Raw genomic sequence first — 17,631 nt, forward strand, 5'->3', positions numbered from 1 at the left:
TAACGGAAAGTCAAACTGCCTAAGAACTTCTACACATCGCGCCAAAAAACGCTGCAAACAGGATACCAGCGCTTTCTCATGTCGTGATTGGCAGGCGGTAGTGTATGAAATAGTTGGAGGGCGTAACCGTGAGTGCTTACCCCGGGAGTATCATAAAAAGAACTACCGGGGTAAGCATCCTCAGTTACGCCCTCCATTTAATAGATTAATTATCGCCTGCCAGTCGCGGACCAGATCTTATACCAAGGCATACGCAAGGACCGGGAATCCAACCCAAATTAATGTATTAAACAGCAACTACATTTCCTTCAAGATCCTTCCAGACAAACTCCCCATTTTCCAAAATCATATATCCATGCGCAGATCCTTCCTTAGGAATAGACACAGATCCCGGATTCATATAGATAAAGTCTCCCATATCCTCATTTGCCGGAATATGCGTATGTCCATTCAGAAGAATGTCGCCTTTTTTGAGCATTGGCGGATTCTTCGGATTGTGATGGTGGCCGTGGGAAGCGAAGATGGTGCGTCCGTCGATTTCAAGGAAGCAGTAGTCAGCAAGAATCGGGAATTCGAGAACCATCTGGTCCACTTCTGTATCGCAGTTACCACGGACACAGAGAAGTTCTTCCTTCATAGGATTCAGCATAGCGATGACTTCCTTTGGAGCATAATCCTTTGGAAGGTCATTGCGTGGACCATGGTAAAGAATGTCTCCAAGGAGAAGCAGACGGTCAGCTCCTTCACGCTTATAAGCGTCGAGCATTTTACGGCAGTAATAAGCAGAACCGTGAATATCGGATGCAATCATTAATTTCATATGTATATACCTCACTTTAAAAATTTTACAGTATCTAAGCGTATTTTCAGTTACACTTCAAAGCATCTCTGAAAAATACTCTAGAAGAATTTTAACACAAATCAAAGAAAAAATATAACAAAATTAAGAACATTATATTGTCGACATTCGCCAATATACATTTGAAAAAGAATGATTTACAATAAGAATATGAATAAATGTATTTCGTGAATCTTTCCACATTTACTTTTGTGGCAGATTTGGGAAAGGACATAAGAAGAGAAAGCGAGGAAGTAAGATGAAGGCTTACGAAAGATTTTTAAAATACGTGTCTGTATGGACCACCAGTGATGAGACGAGTGAAACGGTGCCGTCAGCAGAACGTGAACTTGTGCTGGCAAAGATCCTGGTAGATGAGATGAAAGAGATTGGAATCCAGGATGCCAGGGTTGATGAGAAAGGATATGTGTATGGAACGGTTCCGGCAACTGCCGGATGCGAGAATGTGCCGGCTCTTGGACTGATCGCACATATGGATACTGCACCGGATGCACCAGGAGATAACATCCATCCACAGATCATTGAGAATTATGATGGAAAAGACGTAGTGCTTGGAACGAGTGGAAAGACGATAAAAGTAGAAGAATTTCCATATCTGGCAGATTTAAAAGGACGGACATTGATTACAACAGACGGAACGACACTTCTCGGTGCGGATGATAAAGCGGGAATTGCAGAAGTATTGACAGTTGTAGAAGAGATTATAAAAGAAGGACTTCCACATGGAAAGCTCTGCATCGGATTTACACCGGATGAAGAGATTGCAAGAGGAGCGAAACATTTTGACGTGGAAGGCTTCGGGGCGGATTACGGATATACGCTGGATGGAAGTGCAGAAGGAGAGATACAGTATGAGAATTTTAATGCATCCACGGCATTTATCACGATTCATGGTGTCAGCGTGCATACAGGAACCGCCAAAGACGTACTGGTAAATTCACAGACAATCGGAACAGAATTCCATCAGATGCTTCCTGTATCAGAAAGACCAGAGACAACCGAAGGGTATGAAGGCTTCTATCATCTGGTAAGTTTTAATGGCAATGTCACAGAAACAAAGATGAAATATTTTATCCGTGATTTTGACACAGACAAGTTCCATGAAAGAGCTCAGAAAATGCATGAGATTGCAAAAACGCTGAATGAAAAATATGGAGAAGGAACAGTTGAAGTTGAGATTGCAGAATCTTATTACAACATGCGTGAGAAGATTGAACCATGCATGCAGCTGATTGAATATGCAAAAGAAGCAGCAGAAGCGGCTGGAATTGTACCGGATGTAGCACCGATCCGCGGCGGAACAGACGGCGCAAGACTGAGCTTTAAAGGACTTCCTTGTCCGAATCTTGGAACCGGCGGTTATGCATTCCATGGAGTGTATGAACACATTACGGTAGAAGGTATGGATAAAGCAGTTATCATGGTAAAAGATATTATTGGGAAATTTACAAAATAATATATTAAAAGTTGAAGGATTGCAGGAGCAGCATTGCCGAAGAGCAATCAGGGCATCATATTAAGAAACAATTAGAACAATAGAATATATATAACCGGAATAAATCACCAGAAAGGCCTGTATGAACTGCCAGAGTGTGTCTGAAAAATGCTTTATCAGACATGCTCCAGGAACAGGAACATGCAGGCAGAAGGGAAAAGGTAGAGAGAATATGTCTGATAATAAGAAGATAAAATGGTCAGCACTTGCCTTTATGGCGTTTTCAACAGTGTGGAGCTTTGGAAATGTAGTCAATGGATTTATCTATTTTAATGGTATCCAGGTAATCTTAAGCTGGTTTCTGATGTTTTTGCTGTATTTTATACCGTATTCATTGATGGTTGGGGAACTTGGATCGGCATTTAAGAACAGTGGAAGTGGCGTGAACTCCTGGGTATATGAGACCATTAGTCCGAAGGTTGCTTATTATGCAGGATGGACGTACTGGGCTTGTCACATTACTTATATTGCGAGTAAGGGAAGCGGAAGCTTAAAAGCATTGAGCTGGGCAATATTCCGTAACGCAGAGACCTATGATACCCTTCCAATCAAAGGTGTACAGCTTGCGACATTGGCAGTATTCCTGATTGGATGTTTCATTGCAAGCAGGGGAATGAATCCTCTTAAGAAATTATTGTCACTTGCGGGAACCAGTATGTTCGTAATGTCTATCCTTTATATCATTATGATGCTGGCAGCACCAGCGGTCAATCCGGCGGCAGATTATGTATCGATTGATTTCAGCCTGAAGAATCTGATTCCGAACTTTAACCTCGGATATTTTACATCACTTTCGATACTGGTATTTGCAGTAGGTGGATGTGAGAAAATATCTCCATATGTTAATAAAGTAGAGAATCCAAGCAAAGGATTTCCAAAAGGAATTATTGCAATGGCAGGTATGGTTCTGGTATGTGCCATGCTTGGAACGGTTGCAATGGGAAGAATGTTCGATCCGGCAGTGATCAATGCAAGCGAAGAATCCTTCAATGCATATGCGGCAAATGGAGCTTACTGGGCATTCCAGAAGCTTGGACAGTATTATCATCTGGGAGATACATTCCTTGTTATCTATGCGCTGTGCAACCTGATCGGACAGTTTTCGATTCTGATCTTAAGTATCGACGCACCGCTTAGAATGTTACTGGATAATGAAAAGACAAAAGAATTTATCCCATCTGGTCTTCGTAAGAAGAACAAATACGGGGCATATTATAACGGAATCCTGATGGTAGTCGTTCTTGCAGGAGCAATCATTCTGATCCAGACATTCATGCCGGGAGCAACAGCTGTATTACAGCAGCTTACAAGACTGAATTCCGTATGTATGCCGATGCGTTATATCTGGGTATTCGTAGCTTATCTGGGACTTAGAAAAGCATATGACAGGATACCGGCCGAATACCGGTTTGTGAAAAACCAGAAGGTTGCATATTTCTTTGGTGGATGGTGCTTGTTCGTGACTGCAATCTGCTGTATCATGGGTATGTACAATAAAGATCCGTTTACATTTGCATTAAATGTAATTACACCGGTTGTGCTGACTGCACTCGGACTTATTATGCCAAAGCTTGCAGAAAGAGAACGAAAGAATCAGGCAAAGTAAAGGCGTGGAAGAACAGCCGATAGAGTCTGAATATAGAAAAACGGATCAAATAAAAGACAAAGAGGAACGTTATGGAGACAAATATCATATCAGAACTTACAACATTTATAGAGCATGCGCCGACAGCATTTCATGCAATAGACGAGATTAAAATGCTCTTAAAGAAAGAGGGATTCCAGGAATTAAAAGAATCGGAGATATGGAATCTGGAACCGGGGGAAAAATATTATGTTACGAGAAATAATTCCAGTATCATAGCATTAAAAGCGGGAAAAGATCTGGAAAACTATAGCTTTCATGTAACAGCATCCCACAGTGATTCACCGGCATTTAAGTTAAAGGAAAATGCAGAGATAGAGATCGCGAAAAAGTATACTGTTCTGAATACAGAAGGCTATGGTGGAATGATCTGTTCTACATGGTTTGACAGGCCACTGTCGCTTGCCGGAAGAGTTATGGTAAAAAATGGGGACAGAATTGAGACAAAGCTTGTGAAGATCAACAGGGATTTGCTGATGATTCCAAGCCTTGCGATTCACATGGACCGTAAGGTCAATGAGGGAAGAGCCATTAATAAACAGGTAGATATGTTGCCGGTAATGTCAGGAAGTGTCAAAGAACCAGGAGAGGTAAAATCCTTAGTTGCAAAAGAACTTGGAGTAGAAACGACAGATATTTACGGTATGGATCTGTTCTTATATAACCGCATGGAAGCAGTAAGATGGGGAAGTGACAGAGAATTTATCGGATGCCCGAGACTGGATGACCTGCAGTGTGCATTTACATCGCTGAAGGGATTCCTTGAAGCAGAAAATGATAAGAATATTAATGTATATGCATGTTTTGATAATGAAGAGGTTGGTTCAGGTACAAAACAGGGAGCTGCTTCTACATTCTTATACGATGTTCTCTGGAGAGCGAATAAGGCGCTTGGAAATACGGAAGAAGAATATTACCGTGCGGTTGCCGGCAGCTTTATGTTAAGCTGTGACAATGCGCATGCGGTACATCCGAACTATAAGCAGAAGACGGATGCAACAAACTGTGTATATATGAATGACGGAATCGTGGTAAAATCCCACGCAGGTCAGAAATATACAAGCGATGCAGTGAGTGTTGCAGTATTTAAGATGATCTGTGAAAAAGCAGGTGTTCCGGTACAGTTCTTTGCGAACCGCTCGGACGAAGCTGGTGGAAGCACACTTGGAAATATTGCAATGGCACAGGTGTCTATGAATACTGTGGATATCGGACTTCCGCAGCTTGCAATGCATTCAGCTTATGAGACAGCGGGTGTGAAGGATACGGAATATATGATAAAAGCTGTAAAGACATTTTATGGATCACATATTACAACTGCTTCAGATGGAAATTATATGTTAGAAGATTAGGAGTTAAAGCGCTGAAATACAGGATGTTTCGGCGCTTTATATATCGTAATATTTTATAGAAGAAATGAATGATGGTATATAGACAAGAAATAATTTCTACTGTTATAATAAAAACGGTGTTGTGTAAGGTATAAGGAGTCATCATTTATACACAGCTTCAAAGCTGAAAAAGCAATAAAATGGACGGAACAGGATTAATATTATGGCAGAATTAGGATATAGAACATTACGGGAAAATATTGTAGACATTATCAGAAAACGGATCATCCGCAGGGAGTTTGAGCCGGGAAAGAAGATAGTAGAGCAGGAACTGGCTAAGGAATTCAAGACAAGTCGTGCGCCAATCAGAGAAGCGTTAAGACAACTTGAGAATGAAGGCCTGGTCGAATACGTAAGAAATGCAGGCTGTTCAGTAAAAGAGATATCACTGGAAGAATCTTTTGAAATCTACCTGATGCGTGCCAATTATGAAATTATGGCAGTCAGACTTTTGCAGGGAAATATTCCGCAAGAGACAATAGATCAGATGGAAATAGTTCTGGAGAAGATGAAAAATGTGGATGAAGACCATTATGATCAGTTGTTTTCATATGACAATGAATTTCACAGTCATCTGATTAAGATGACCGAAATGCAGACTTTATACAAAGCCTGGAAGAGCCTGAATTATGGCAATATTGTTACCGGATACAACCTGACATCTGATAAAGAAGCAGTTATAGAAAGACAGTATCCGATTCATAAGGAAGTGCTGAATGCATGCAAAAGCAGAAAAAAGGATGATATCTGCCGGGCATTATCGGATCACTATATGCGGACAATACGAAGACTTCTAAAAGAGCAGGGAAAGACAGAAAAAGATACGAAATTTTCACTGGATTTTCTGGTATCATAGAAGAAAAGCAGACCGGAATGCGTCTGAAAAAAATTTCAAAACGAATTTAAAAATCATATGTAATGAAGATAAAGAAAAAGAGAAATAAACGTGTGGCAGCGGGTATTTCTCTTTTTTTGTTGTATAAAAATATAAGATAAATATACGGGAAATTTGAAGTATCACCAGATATTGAAAGGAAATATGACGCTTTAAAGCTGTAAACAATAGAATTTGTGCATAAATAACAAAAAGAACACGGAAATATAAATAATACATTGAAAAATATACAAAAACATGATATATTACATACAAGCATTGACGATTGTCGACAGACGACATAGAAAGAAAGGAAGTAAATAATGGGAAAAGAAGCAACAAAAGAAAAGCACCCGAAAGGTTTTTACGCCTGCTGTATCACATTTACATTTGAGCGACTGGCTTTTTACGGGGCAAAACCACTGCTGTTATTATTCCTGATCACAGCAGCAACACAGGGCGGACTCGGAATCGAGAGAACAGATGCAGCAGTTATGGCAGCGAACCTGACAGCTTATACGTATATGGCACCTTTGATCGGAGGAATTATCTCTGACCGGTGGCTGGGAGCAAGATATGCCGTAACGTTAGGTTATATTATCATGGCACTTGGATATCTGGTAGGATGGAAAGCAACGAATCCTGGCATGGTGAATGCAATGATCATCCTGGTATCAATTGGAACCGGTCTTTTCAAAGGTAACTTAAATGCATTGATCGGACGTCAGTATAAGAATAAAGAACTGCTGGATGCAGCATTTTCTATCCAGTATTCTTATGTAAATGTTGGAGCGTTCATTGGATCACTTCTGACAGGTTTCCTGTATCTGCATGCTTTCAAGAAAGGTGAGGTATTAGGATTCAGACAGTGCTTCTTTGTAGCTGCAATCTGGTGTCTGGTCGGTATGGTGTGGTTTGTACTGAACTGGAAGAACTTACAGGGACAGGGTATTAAGCCATTCAAATATCTGACAGACGAAAATGGTAAAGTTATCGGAGAAACACACAAAGGTGATGATAAGAGCGGAGCAAAAGAGCCTCTTACAAAACTGGAGAGAAATCGTGTGCTCGCAATCATCCTGGTATCTGCATTATCCGTAATCTTCTGGCTGTTCTATTATCAGCAGGATCTGGCACTTGTAATCTACATGACAGATTACATCAACATGAATCTTGGATCATTTGCAATCGCACCGTCATGGATCACGACGACATGGAATGGTCTTCTGTGCGTAGCACTTGGTGGAGTTATGGCAGCTATCTGGAAGAAACTTGCTGCACGTCCACAGGGAGATATGAATATGTTCAAGAAAGTTGGACTGGGCTTCCTGTTCGTCGGACTGGCATTCGGTGTGATGGCATTATGTGAAATGCTACGTGGAGTTGGAGCAGACGCTTCGGTAAAAGCAAGTGTACTCTGGCCGGTATTATTCTCGACGGTTATTACTATCGGTGAGATGTGCTTTTCACCACTTCGTAATGCATTCGTAAGTAAGTATGCGCCAAAGAAATACCTGTCACTTTTAATGGGGGTTATCGCAATCTCAACATTTGGAGCAAATAAACTCAGCCCATTTGTACAGGCATTTATCGAGAAGTTTGATGTATTCCCGGTATTTGTAGGAATCTTTGCAATCATGCTGATCTTTACAGCAGTGTTATTTGCAACCAATAAGAAGTTGAACAGTCTGGTAGAGGGCGAAGAAGAATAGAAAAATATATCATCTGAAGCAGTTACTGGAAGGAAGTAAGCAAAATGAGTCTTTGGAAATATAAATATTTTTTAGATGTAGTGGAACTAAAGAGTTTCACAAAAGCCGGAGCGAGAAATTATGTGACGCAGACGGCAGTGAGCCAGCAGATCGCGTCTCTGGAAAAGATGGCGGGAGGTATGCTGTTGGAGAGAGGCAATGGAGAGATCTGCCTGACGGAATTAGGAGAGATTGTCTATGAGTATGCCAGAGAGATGGTGCAGACACACGAACGGATGCTGCATGAGATAGAAAGCTATAAAGAAAGCAGCGTTGTACGTATCGGGATTGACAGTTCCATTAATAAGTTATTCTGGGCAAAGATGCAAGAGATGATTGATGCAATGCATTCCGAAGAGGAATTCCGCTTCAGTAAGCTGGATTCTTATATAGGAAGCAGAATGCTCCGGGAAAATACACTGGATATTTATATTGGATATGGACTAAATGAACTGGAACAGTCAGATGAAATAGGAGAAAAGCCGTTGATTCACAGCCGGATCGGAGCCTATATCGGACCGGAATCATCGATAAAAAAACAGGCAGAATTCAGGGTGAAGGATCTGGAGAATTATACTAGATATGGAACAAAGTCATATCTGTGCAGTGTGATGAATGGAGAAAAGAAGAATCCGCAGCTGTTCACACAGGGAATTACATTTGTTGATAATGTAGACACCATGAAATTAAAGGTGGAATTTAATGACGGATATGCATTGGCAGACAGCGAGTATTTCTCTTTCTGCGACGGGGATATGCTTCTGCTTCCGGGATATGACAGGGAATGTGTGATCAAAGCATTCTACAGAAAGAAAAGAAACAGAAAGAAAGTAAGACAGATTCTGGAAGAACTTCAGAATGTAGTGAAATAATAAGAAAAAATTATCGGCTGTGAAAACGGCCGGTAATTTTTTGTGCATCGAATAGACCATAAGTTTTACTTATAAAGCATCTGTTTTTTTCGTTGGCTATATTGTATGAACGGAGATACAATTTTTATAGAAAGACTGTGAGATACAAAGGAGGAGAGAAAAGATGCAACGGAAAAATATGTGGAAAGAATACACAGAAATTCAGCAGAAAGAATTAGAAGAGCTGAGTGTCCGCTATAAAGAGTGTCTGGATATCGGAAAGACAGAGCGTGAATGTGTAAAGCTTGGAAAGAAGATGGCAGATACATGGGGATATAAGAATCTGGAAGATTGTATTTCCGAGGGAACCACTTTAAAAGCCGGGGATAAGGTATATGCAGACTGTATGGGGAAAGCGTTTGTAATGTTCCAGCTCGGTAAGAAACCGTTAGAAGAAGGTATGAATATCCTTGGAGCACACATTGATTCACCAAGAATAGATGTAAAGCAGAATCCATTATATGAAGACAGTGATATGGCATATCTGGATACGCATTACTATGGTGGGATCAAGAAATATCAGTGGGTTACAATTCCGCTTGCGATCCATGGAACGATTGCAAAAAAAGACGGAACAGTGCAGGACATTATTATTGGAGAAAAGGAAGATGATCCGGTACTTGTGATTTCAGATCTTCTGATCCATCTGTCACAGCAGCAGATTGAGAAGAAGGCGGGCGTGGTAGTCGAAGGAGAAGGATTGGATATCCTCGTGGCAACAAAGCCGCTTACAGGCAATGATGAGTTAGAGAAAGAAGAAAAAGAGCTGGTAAAGGCAGCCGTAGTACAGTTCCTGAAAGAGAATCTTGATATGGAAGAGGAAGATTTTCTCTCAGCAGAACTGGAGATCGTTCCGGCAGGAAAGGCAAGAGACTGCGGACTGGACAGAAGTATGGTGATCGGATATGGACAGGATGACAGAGTCTGTGCCTTTACTTCATTATTTGCAATGCTGGAAACAGAGAATCCGGAAAGAACAAGCTGTTGTATTCTGGTAGATAAAGAAGAGATCGGAAGCGTTGGGGCAACAGGTATGCATTCCAGATTTTTTGAAGATTATGTGGCAGAACTGATGGCACTTACCGAAGATGGCAATCCATTAAAAGTCAGAAGAGCTCTGAGAAATTCTTATATGCTTTCTTCTGATGTAAGTGCAGCATTTGATCCATTGTATGCAGATGCATTTGAGAAAAAGAATACGGCATACTTTGGAAGAGGTCTGGTATTTAATAAATTTACAGGAAGCCGCGGAAAGAATAACAGTAACGATGCCAATGCAGAATATATCGCAAAAGTACGTCAGGTATTAGACAATAATGGAGTCGGATTCCAGACAGCAGAGATGGGAAGAGTCGATCTTGGGGGCGGCGGAACCATCGCTTATATTATGGCAAATTATGGTATGAATGTTATTGACAGCGGTGTAGCTGTACTTTCTATGCATGCGCCGTATGAGGTGACAAGCAAGGCTGATATCTATGAAGCTTACAGAGGATATAAGGCGTTCCTGAAAGACATGAAATAAGACAGACAAGGATATATGTACGAAATAAGGAAGAGAAAATAAAAGTACATAAAAAGTAAAGACTGAATTTAGAAAAAAGTGGGGAAAAGAATATGGAGACAAAAAAGAAAGGCTTCCCGGTAGCGTTCTGGGTATGTGCATGTACAGAGATTTTTGAACGTCTGGCATATTATCTGGGACGTTCGCTGATTTTGATTTTTGTAACTGCTTCGGTTGCAACCGGAGGACTCGGACTTTCGGATACAGTGGCTGCCAACATGCAGTCAAACCTGACTGCATTTTCTTATCTGCTTCCACTGTTTGGGGCAGTGATCGTAGATAAGTATATCGGTGCGAGATATACAACACCGGTTGGTATGTTTATTGCTGCGGCAGGATATTTTACCGGAGGAATCGCAAAGAGTTCCGTCGGAGTATATGCGATGATCTTCCTGGTAAGTCTGGGACTTGCATTATTTAAAAATGGTGCGATCATCGGACGTGTTATCACGGACAAATCACAGATGGATCCGGCATTTTCGATGCGTTATACACTGGTAAATGTGGGTGCATTCATCGGAACATTCCTGGTGGGAATTCTGTATAAGGATGTATTTGCAAAAGATGGTGTGCTTGGATTTGCACCATGCTTTAAGATGGCAGCATTGATGATGGTTCTCGGAGGACTCTGGTATATCTTTGTGTGCTGGAGATTCTTAGGTGATCTTGGAAAGCTTCCATTCAAGAAGACTCTGACAGAAGAGGAAAAAGCAGCAGAGGCAAAGAAAAAAGAAGAGACAGGAACAAAGCAGCCGCTTACAACGATCGAGAAGAAACGTATCGGTGCAATCTTTGTAGCTTCGTTATTCTCTATCGTATTCTGGATCTTCTGGTATCTGGGATATATGCCGGTATATTTCTACTGGGCGGAGAATATGGACTGGGTAGTGGCAGGCTATCAGGTTCCGTCTACATGGTTTGATGCAGCCAACTCACTGTTCTGTGTTATCCTGGGACCTGTAACAGCAGCATTATGGAAGAAACTGGCGGCAAGACCGCAGGGGGATATGAGTCTGTTCAGAAAGACCGGACTTGGAATCGCGATCATCGGTGTCGGATATCTCTTCTACGCAGCAATTGATATCTTGCGTGGTGGGGAAAAGGCAAGCGTGTTATGGTTGATCGTATTCGCATTCCTTCTGACAATGGGAGAGATGTTCTTCTCACCACTGGGACATTCATTTATCAGTAAATATTCACCAAGCCGTTATCTGGCTGTTATGATGTCGGTATGGGGATTTGCGACATTTATCGCAGCAAAGAGTTATGGCCCGGTATATGGACTGCTGTTTGGCGGAAATCTTGAATTCAAAACAGCATGTATCGGAGTTGCAGTTGTATCATTCGTGGCAGCATTCATCATGATAGCACTGGACAAGAAATTATCGGCACTGGTGGACTAAGCGCCGGGTGCGGAATAAAACCAATGATAATTGTATAGATATGCCTGAAACAGATTTTGGCATAGACACCCTTCAGAAAAAGATGTACTCCTCTTTCTACAAAAAAGAGGAGTACATCTTTGTGCAGAAATATTGAATTAAGGAAGAATAAAATGAAGATAACAAAAAAAGAATTTATTATGATGCTGGGCGGCATGTTCTTAATGTCGGCAGCTGTATATTATGAAATGATGCCAAATAATCTGGTGCTTGGAAGTCTGTCAGGGCTGGTTCTTGTTCTGGTAAAGATCATTCCGTTACCGGTATCGGCAATTACCTTTGCCTTGAATATGATACTGTTGGTCATCGGGTATATTTTTATTGGCAGGGAATTCGGTGTGAAGACTGTTCTTGCATCACTTATGCTTCCGATGTATCTGAGAATTTTTGAAATACTGACTCCGCATGTGGAATCCTTGTCCGGGAATATCGTGATCGATCTGGTATGCTTTATGATCGTGGTTGGTGCCGGACAGGCCGTTTTATTTAACATGAATGCATCCAGCGGGGGAATTGATATTGTTGCGAAGCTGATCAATAAGTATCTGGGATTCAAAATAGGACAGAGCATTACGATCATAGGTGTGCTTATATCTATGACGGCGATCTTTGTATATGACCGGGAGACAATGGTAATAAGTCTTGTCGGTACGTTGATCTACGGCCAGGTATTAGACCGGTTCTGTGATGGATTCCGTGTGCGTAAGAAAGTATGTATCCTTTCAAAACAACATGAAAAGATCCAGAACTATATTGTAAAGGAATTACGCAGAGGAGCGACGATTTATCCGGCGTATGGCGGATTGGATCATGCAGAGCACGTAGAAGTTGTGACAATATTGGAAAAGAATGAATATGGAAAATTACTATCTTTTATCCACGAAGCAGATGAACATGCATTTGTAACAGTCAGTACTGTAAATGAAGTATTTGGAGCCTGGAATACTGTAAAAAGCAGATAAAAAATACGTTCCCGGACGCTTGGAAATTTAACGAAAAAAGAGAGATTGGATTTTCACCGGGAACGTATTTTATCTATGTACTATTTAAGGTTGGATAAGGTCAATATTATTTCTGCTTATATCCGTCAAGGAAGGTTCCCATCCGGCGAATCGCATCACTTAAGACATCTGCCTGCGGAAGCATGACGATACGGAAATGATCCGGATCTTTCCAGTCGAATCCACTGCCGGGAACAAGCAGGATATTGGTTGCGTCCAGCAGATCGTGAGCAAATTGTTTATCGTTGGTAATGTTAAATTTCTTCACATCCAGTTTCGGGAAGATATAGAATGCACCGTCATTCTTTACAAATGACAGACCATCAATTTTCTCAAGTTCGCGAACAGTTGCTTCACGTTGTTCATAGATCCTTCCACCAGAGCGGACCATAGAAGCAGGTGTCTCCATATCATCAAGAGCGGCCGGAATGACGATCTGAGCCATGGTATTGGCACACAGACGGAGTGAAGTCAACTGGATGATTCCCTGTCTGTAATCTTCAGTCAGCTCTCTTGGTCCGCTGATGACCATCCATCCGCAACGGTATCCGCACAAACAGTGCGACTTGGACAGACCATTTAAAGTAATGACCGGAACATCCTCTGTCAGCGAAGCAAGAGAGATGTGCTGCTTACCATCCATAACGAGACGGTCATAAATTTCATCCGAGAAGATGAGAAGACCAAATTCTCTTGCAACCTGGATGATCTCAAGAAGGATTTCTTTTGGATAGAGTACACCAGTTGGGTTATTCGGATTGATGATAACGATAGCTTTTGTTTTATCTGTAATTTTAGAACGGATATCCTGAATGTCCGGATACCAGCCTGCTTTCTCATCACAGGTGTAAAAGACAGGTTTTCCGTCTTCGAGATACACGGAATTACCCCAGAGAGAGTAACTTGGAGAAGGTACCAGGACTTCATCTCCGTCATTTAATAAAGGTGTCAATGCGAAAGATACAACTTCGCTGACACCGTTGCCGATAAATACATCATCCGGTGTGATGCCCTTGATCCCTTTACTGGTCTCGTAATCGCAGATAGCCTGTCTGGCCTGAGGCATTCCTTTAAAATCACAGTAGCCTACGCCGTCCTGCATATGTTCCATAAGAGCATTTCTGATGCTGTCTGGTAGTCCAAATCCAAAGGTTGCAGGATTTCCGGTATTTAATTTTAAGATATCGATGCCCTGTTTCTGGCGTTTCATGGCTTCAACGTATAAAGGACCACGGATATCAGAGTGTACTGGTTTCATGCGTTCGGCACGTAATATTGGTTTCATAATGTTATTCCCCGCTTTGTATAGTATATTTTATTCCAACAAACCCCAAAATTCATATTAGAATAATTTATTTGTTGATATTATGATACGCCTGTGGGGATAGATAATCCAATATCTATAGTATTATAATGATTATAGATACACAGCTATAGTTCATAGGTTTCTCTGGAATATTTGAAAATAGATTACGGATATTACAGGAAAGTTTACAGATATGTGGGAAAATGTTGGGAATAGAAGATTATTCAAGACACAGATATAAACAGGAAAGTTTACAGATATATGGGAAAATGTAACAGAATTAAGAGAGGTTTTTGAGAGAATATGTTTACATGGAAAAAATACGTATACGAAGTATACAAAGAAAAAAGCTTTACAAAAGCGGCGCAGAATCTATACATCAGTCAGCCGTCGCTGAGTGCAAGAATCAAGAAGATTGAGGAATACATAGGAGAACCATTGTTTGACAGAAGTACAACGCCGCTGCAGCTTACAGAAGTAGGGGAAGTCTATATCAAGGCAGCAGAAGAGATCGCGCAGATCGAACAAAGAGTGGAAAATTATATCAATGATCTGTCAGGATTAAAAACAGGAAGCCTTGCAGTCGGGGCAAGTACACTGTTTGCGGCCTATGTAGTCCCTTCGCTGATCACACAGTTTAATCAGAAGTTCCCGGATGTACATATCCAGTTGATCGAAGGAAATACAGCAGAGCTGGAAGAAATGCTTGGTAATAATTCATTGGATTTTGTAATCGATAATTATCATTACGACAGTATCCTTTACAACAAAGAATCTTATTGTGAAGAAAATATATTACTTGCAGTTCCGAAGCATTTTTCTGTTAATGATGAACTGAAAGATTATCAGCTTTCCTATGAAAATATAAAGAACAAAAAGTACCTGAATCAGAAATATCCGGCAGTTCCGTTAGAAAGATTTGCAGAGCTTCCATTTATTATGCTGACACAGGGCAATGATACAAGAACCAGAGGAGACCGGCTGTGCCGGGATGCGGGATTTAAGCCTAATATCGTGCTGGAATTTAACCAGCAGTCTACGGCATATATGGCATCATCCACGCAGCTTGGGGCAACATTTATCAGTGACATTCTGGTAAGCCAGCTTCCGACCTTTGAGAATCTTGTGTATTATAAATTAGATGGAGAAGAGGCGAAGCGGAAAGTGTTTTTCTATTATAAGACACATAAGCATAAGACACGGGTGATGGAAGAATTCATTCGTCTGTTTGATCAGCGCCAGGAACAATAAAAGAAAGGGACAAGAAGGGGACGGGGTTTTTTTAAAAAAACCCCGTCCCCAACTGCAGAGATATGCAAACTAAATGAATTCTTCGAAAAATTAATCAAAATGTAATATAATGTCAGATTTTATTAAAAGATATATGGTATAATACAAATAACAATATCGGGAAAAGAATACTTACAGACAAATTCCTGATGAAGACACCAAAAGGGAGGTTTTTATTATGACAGAGGATTTAATCAAAGATGTAAAGAAAATTCAGCGGGCGTTGATCAACAAAGAATCCATCGGAGATGAATTTGAAGAAAAGATGGAGGCCGTACATAAGCTGGAAGAAGTTGCCGATTATCTGAAAGATGCGCTTGGCAGGGGAATTGAGTTTTAAGTATGGCTGTTGAAAAAGACAAAAGTAATGATAAGACAGAGAGCAGCAATTCAAGTATATGTAAGAAGGCGGCAGGCATAAAGGCTTTTGTATTTGATATGGATGGTCTGTTGTTCGATTCCGAGCGTATTGTACAGCGTTCATGGGAAATCGCAGGTGATGAACTGGGAATCCTGCATATGGGAGATGTCATCTATCATACACTTGGAATGAACCGTGCGGGTCGGAATGAATATTTCAGAAAACATATCCGGGAAGATTTCCCATTTGAAGAATTTGGAGAACTGACACGGGATAACTTCTGGAAAATTGTGGATAAAGAAGGCCTTCCGCTGAAAAGAGGTGCAAAAGAACTGTTGGCATATGGAAAAGAACAAGGATATAAGATGGCGGTAGCGACATCTTCCAGCAGAGAGTATGCCATGGGGAATCTGATCCGGGCCGGGATAGATTCGTATTTTGACAATGTGATCTGTGGAGATATGGTTAAGAAAGCGAAGCCGGATCCGGAGATCTATCAGAAGGCGTGTGAAAGTCTTGGAATACCGCCGGCAGATTGTATGGCGTTTGAAGACGCTCCGGGAGGAATCCTGTCGGCACATCAGGCAGGCATGCAGGTAATCATGGTACCGGATCTTGTGCAGCCGACGGAGGAGATACGGAAGCTTACGTATCGGGTCTGTGATTCGTTGGCAGATGTAATAGGGGACGGGAAAAGTGGATTTTTTCCTGTCCCTGGCGGCTTTCAAGCTAGATAAAAATGAAACAATTAGAGCAAGCAAAAACGGAACTGAAAAAAATATAGAAGCGCTTTCTGTGTATATGAGATCATGGTTAGAAACTCTTAAGCACAGAAAGCGCTTCTATATTTTTATTCAGAACCGGGCATTAAACCGCTTCCCATCTCCCGGAAGCCCCGCAAGGCAGCACCAGTCCGGAATGCGTAACAGGAAGTCCAATCTCCTGTGAATCCACATGTCCGTTCCATTTCTTGAGCTCCGTTCCAAGCATATAAGTCAGAACGGCCGGTGCAAGTCCGGTTGTATAGGAGTTGACCAGGAAGAATAACGGGTCATCCGACAGAATCTGTGTGCACAGTTTGATCAGCGGATGAATTGCATCTTCGATTTTCCAAATCTCCCCCTTAGGTCCGCGTCCGTATGACGGAGGGTCCATGATGATGGCATCATAGTGATTGCCACGGCGGATCTCACGTTCTACGAATTTTACACAGTCATCGACCAGCCAGCGGATCGGTCTGTCAGACAATCCGGAAGAAGCTGCATTTTCCTTTGCCCATGCAACCATACCTTTGGAAGCATCTACATGTGTAACGCTGGCTCCGGCAGCAGCTGCTGCAAGAGTAGCACCACCTGTGTAAGCAAAAAGGTTCAGTACTTTAATTGGTCTTCCTGCATTTCGGATCTTCTCAGAGAACCAGTCCCAGTTCGTTGCCTGTTCCGGAAAAAGGCCGGTATGTTTGAAACTAAAAGGCTTCAAATTAAATGTAAGTTCTTTATAATGAATCTGCCATTGTTCCGGGAGACTGAAGAATTCCCATTCCCCGCCGCCTTTCTTGCTGCGGTGATAGTGGCCGTTCATATGTTTCCATCCACGCTCGGTCTTCGGGGTATCCCAGATAACCTGCGGGTCCGGACGGACCAGAGTGTACTGTCCCCAGCGCTCTAATTTCTCACCATTACTACAATCGATTACTTCATAATCTTTCCATTGATCTGCAATCCACATAGAATTATAATCC

Annotated in this window: 15 protein-coding genes; 12 read left to right on the top strand and 3 right to left on the bottom strand. The window is 41.5% G+C overall.

Annotated elements, in window-relative coordinates; all coding sequences use genetic code 11:
* Positions 1-286 precede the first annotated feature (286 nt).
* On the bottom strand, positions 287-820 hold the full coding sequence (gene yfcE / locus ACWJAF_RS05225; RefSeq protein WP_296094949.1) for a phosphodiesterase: 534 nt from the start codon (positions 818-820) through the stop codon (positions 287-289).
* Positions 821-1,097: 277 nt separating this feature from the next.
* Between yfcE and pepT the strand changes: the two genes are divergently transcribed.
* From pepT to ACWJAF_RS05270, 9 genes are all read left to right on the top strand, one after another.
* Positions 1,098-2,315, top strand: coding sequence for a peptidase T (gene pepT / locus ACWJAF_RS05230; RefSeq protein WP_448862649.1), 1,218 nt, complete (start codon positions 1,098-1,100; stop codon positions 2,313-2,315).
* Positions 2,316-2,526: 211 nt separating this feature from the next.
* Positions 2,527-3,960: an APC family permease gene (locus ACWJAF_RS05235; protein ID WP_448862775.1), complete on the top strand. Its 1,434-nt coding sequence runs from the start codon at positions 2,527-2,529 to the stop codon at positions 3,958-3,960.
* 71 nt (positions 3,961-4,031) lie between these two features.
* Positions 4,032-5,351, top strand: coding sequence for a M18 family aminopeptidase (locus ACWJAF_RS05240; RefSeq protein ID WP_448862651.1), 1,320 nt, complete (start codon positions 4,032-4,034; stop codon positions 5,349-5,351).
* 202 nt (positions 5,352-5,553) lie between these two features.
* Positions 5,554-6,246 (top strand): GntR family transcriptional regulator, encoded by a 693-nt coding sequence (locus tag ACWJAF_RS05245; protein WP_448862653.1) that lies wholly within the window; start codon positions 5,554-5,556, stop codon positions 6,244-6,246.
* Positions 6,247-6,587: 341 nt separating this feature from the next.
* Positions 6,588-7,976: a peptide MFS transporter gene (locus ACWJAF_RS05250; protein ID WP_448862655.1), complete on the top strand. Its 1,389-nt coding sequence runs from the start codon at positions 6,588-6,590 to the stop codon at positions 7,974-7,976.
* Positions 7,977-8,020: 44 nt separating this feature from the next.
* A complete protein-coding gene (locus ACWJAF_RS05255; RefSeq protein ID WP_448862656.1) occupies positions 8,021-8,887 on the top strand; it encodes a LysR family transcriptional regulator in 867 nt (288 codons plus the stop codon).
* A 163-nt stretch (positions 8,888-9,050) separates the two neighbouring features.
* A complete protein-coding gene (locus tag ACWJAF_RS05260) occupies positions 9,051-10,451 on the top strand; it encodes an aminopeptidase (protein ID WP_448862658.1) in 1,401 nt (466 codons plus the stop codon).
* A gap of 92 nt (positions 10,452-10,543) precedes the next feature.
* A complete protein-coding gene (locus ACWJAF_RS05265) occupies positions 10,544-11,893 on the top strand; it encodes a peptide MFS transporter (RefSeq protein ID WP_448862660.1) in 1,350 nt (449 codons plus the stop codon).
* Between the two features lie 152 nt (positions 11,894-12,045).
* Positions 12,046-12,894 carry a YitT family protein gene (locus ACWJAF_RS05270; protein ID WP_448862662.1) on the top strand — a complete coding sequence of 283 codons (849 nt, stop codon included), beginning with the start codon at positions 12,046-12,048 and terminating at the stop codon, positions 12,892-12,894.
* Positions 12,895-13,000: 106 nt separating this feature from the next.
* Here ACWJAF_RS05270 and ACWJAF_RS05275 read toward each other — a convergent pair whose 3' ends face one another.
* The gene (locus ACWJAF_RS05275) at positions 13,001-14,218 is read right to left on the bottom strand and encodes an aminotransferase class I/II-fold pyridoxal phosphate-dependent enzyme (protein WP_448862664.1); all 1,218 of its coding nucleotides are present in this window, start codon (positions 14,216-14,218) and stop codon (positions 13,001-13,003) included.
* 324 nt (positions 14,219-14,542) lie between these two features.
* Here ACWJAF_RS05275 and ACWJAF_RS05280 point away from each other — a divergent pair, with 324 nt between their 5' ends.
* From ACWJAF_RS05280 to ACWJAF_RS05290, 3 genes are all read left to right on the top strand, one after another.
* Positions 14,543-15,490: a LysR family transcriptional regulator gene (locus ACWJAF_RS05280; RefSeq protein WP_448862666.1), complete on the top strand. Its 948-nt coding sequence runs from the start codon at positions 14,543-14,545 to the stop codon at positions 15,488-15,490.
* Between the two features lie 217 nt (positions 15,491-15,707).
* Entirely contained in the window at positions 15,708-15,869 is a 162-nt protein-coding gene (locus ACWJAF_RS05285; RefSeq protein WP_296032030.1) for a hypothetical protein, read from the top strand.
* A 2-nt stretch (positions 15,870-15,871) separates the two neighbouring features.
* Complete coding sequence (locus ACWJAF_RS05290) at positions 15,872-16,627, top strand: HAD family hydrolase (protein ID WP_448862667.1); 756 nt, start codon at positions 15,872-15,874, stop codon at positions 16,625-16,627.
* 130 nt (positions 16,628-16,757) lie between these two features.
* Here the strand turns inward: ACWJAF_RS05290 and ACWJAF_RS05295 are convergent, their stop codons facing one another.
* Positions 16,758-17,618 (bottom strand): class I SAM-dependent methyltransferase, encoded by an 861-nt coding sequence (locus ACWJAF_RS05295; protein ID WP_296032028.1) that lies wholly within the window; start codon positions 17,616-17,618, stop codon positions 16,758-16,760.
* Between the last annotated feature and the right edge of the window lie 13 nt (positions 17,619-17,631).

This window comes from Dorea sp. (assembly GCF_977044405.1).

Coding starts and splice junctions, on each gene's coding strand:
- ACWJAF_RS05280 (WP_448862666.1), top strand. CDS start 14,543: ATGTTTACATGGAAAAAATACGTATACGAAGTATACAAAGAAAAAAGC.
- ACWJAF_RS05235 (WP_448862775.1), top strand. CDS start 2,527: ATGTCTGATAATAAGAAGATAAAATGGTCAGCACTTGCCTTTATGGCG.
- ACWJAF_RS05285 (WP_296032030.1), top strand. CDS start 15,708: ATGACAGAGGATTTAATCAAAGATGTAAAGAAAATTCAGCGGGCGTTG.
- ACWJAF_RS05295 (WP_296032028.1), bottom strand. CDS start 17,618: ATGTGGATTGCAGATCAATGGAAAGATTATGAAGTAATCGATTGTAGT.
- ACWJAF_RS05270 (WP_448862662.1), top strand. CDS start 12,046: ATGAAGATAACAAAAAAAGAATTTATTATGATGCTGGGCGGCATGTTC.
- ACWJAF_RS05260 (WP_448862658.1), top strand. CDS start 9,051: ATGCAACGGAAAAATATGTGGAAAGAATACACAGAAATTCAGCAGAAA.
- pepT (WP_448862649.1), top strand. CDS start 1,098: ATGAAGGCTTACGAAAGATTTTTAAAATACGTGTCTGTATGGACCACC.
- ACWJAF_RS05255 (WP_448862656.1), top strand. CDS start 8,021: ATGAGTCTTTGGAAATATAAATATTTTTTAGATGTAGTGGAACTAAAG.
- ACWJAF_RS05290 (WP_448862667.1), top strand. CDS start 15,872: ATGGCTGTTGAAAAAGACAAAAGTAATGATAAGACAGAGAGCAGCAAT.
- ACWJAF_RS05240 (WP_448862651.1), top strand. CDS start 4,032: ATGGAGACAAATATCATATCAGAACTTACAACATTTATAGAGCATGCG.
- yfcE (WP_296094949.1), bottom strand. CDS start 820: ATGAAATTAATGATTGCATCCGATATTCACGGTTCTGCTTATTACTGC.
- ACWJAF_RS05245 (WP_448862653.1), top strand. CDS start 5,554: ATGGCAGAATTAGGATATAGAACATTACGGGAAAATATTGTAGACATT.
- ACWJAF_RS05250 (WP_448862655.1), top strand. CDS start 6,588: ATGGGAAAAGAAGCAACAAAAGAAAAGCACCCGAAAGGTTTTTACGCC.
- ACWJAF_RS05275 (WP_448862664.1), bottom strand. CDS start 14,218: ATGAAACCAATATTACGTGCCGAACGCATGAAACCAGTACACTCTGAT.
- ACWJAF_RS05265 (WP_448862660.1), top strand. CDS start 10,544: ATGGAGACAAAAAAGAAAGGCTTCCCGGTAGCGTTCTGGGTATGTGCA.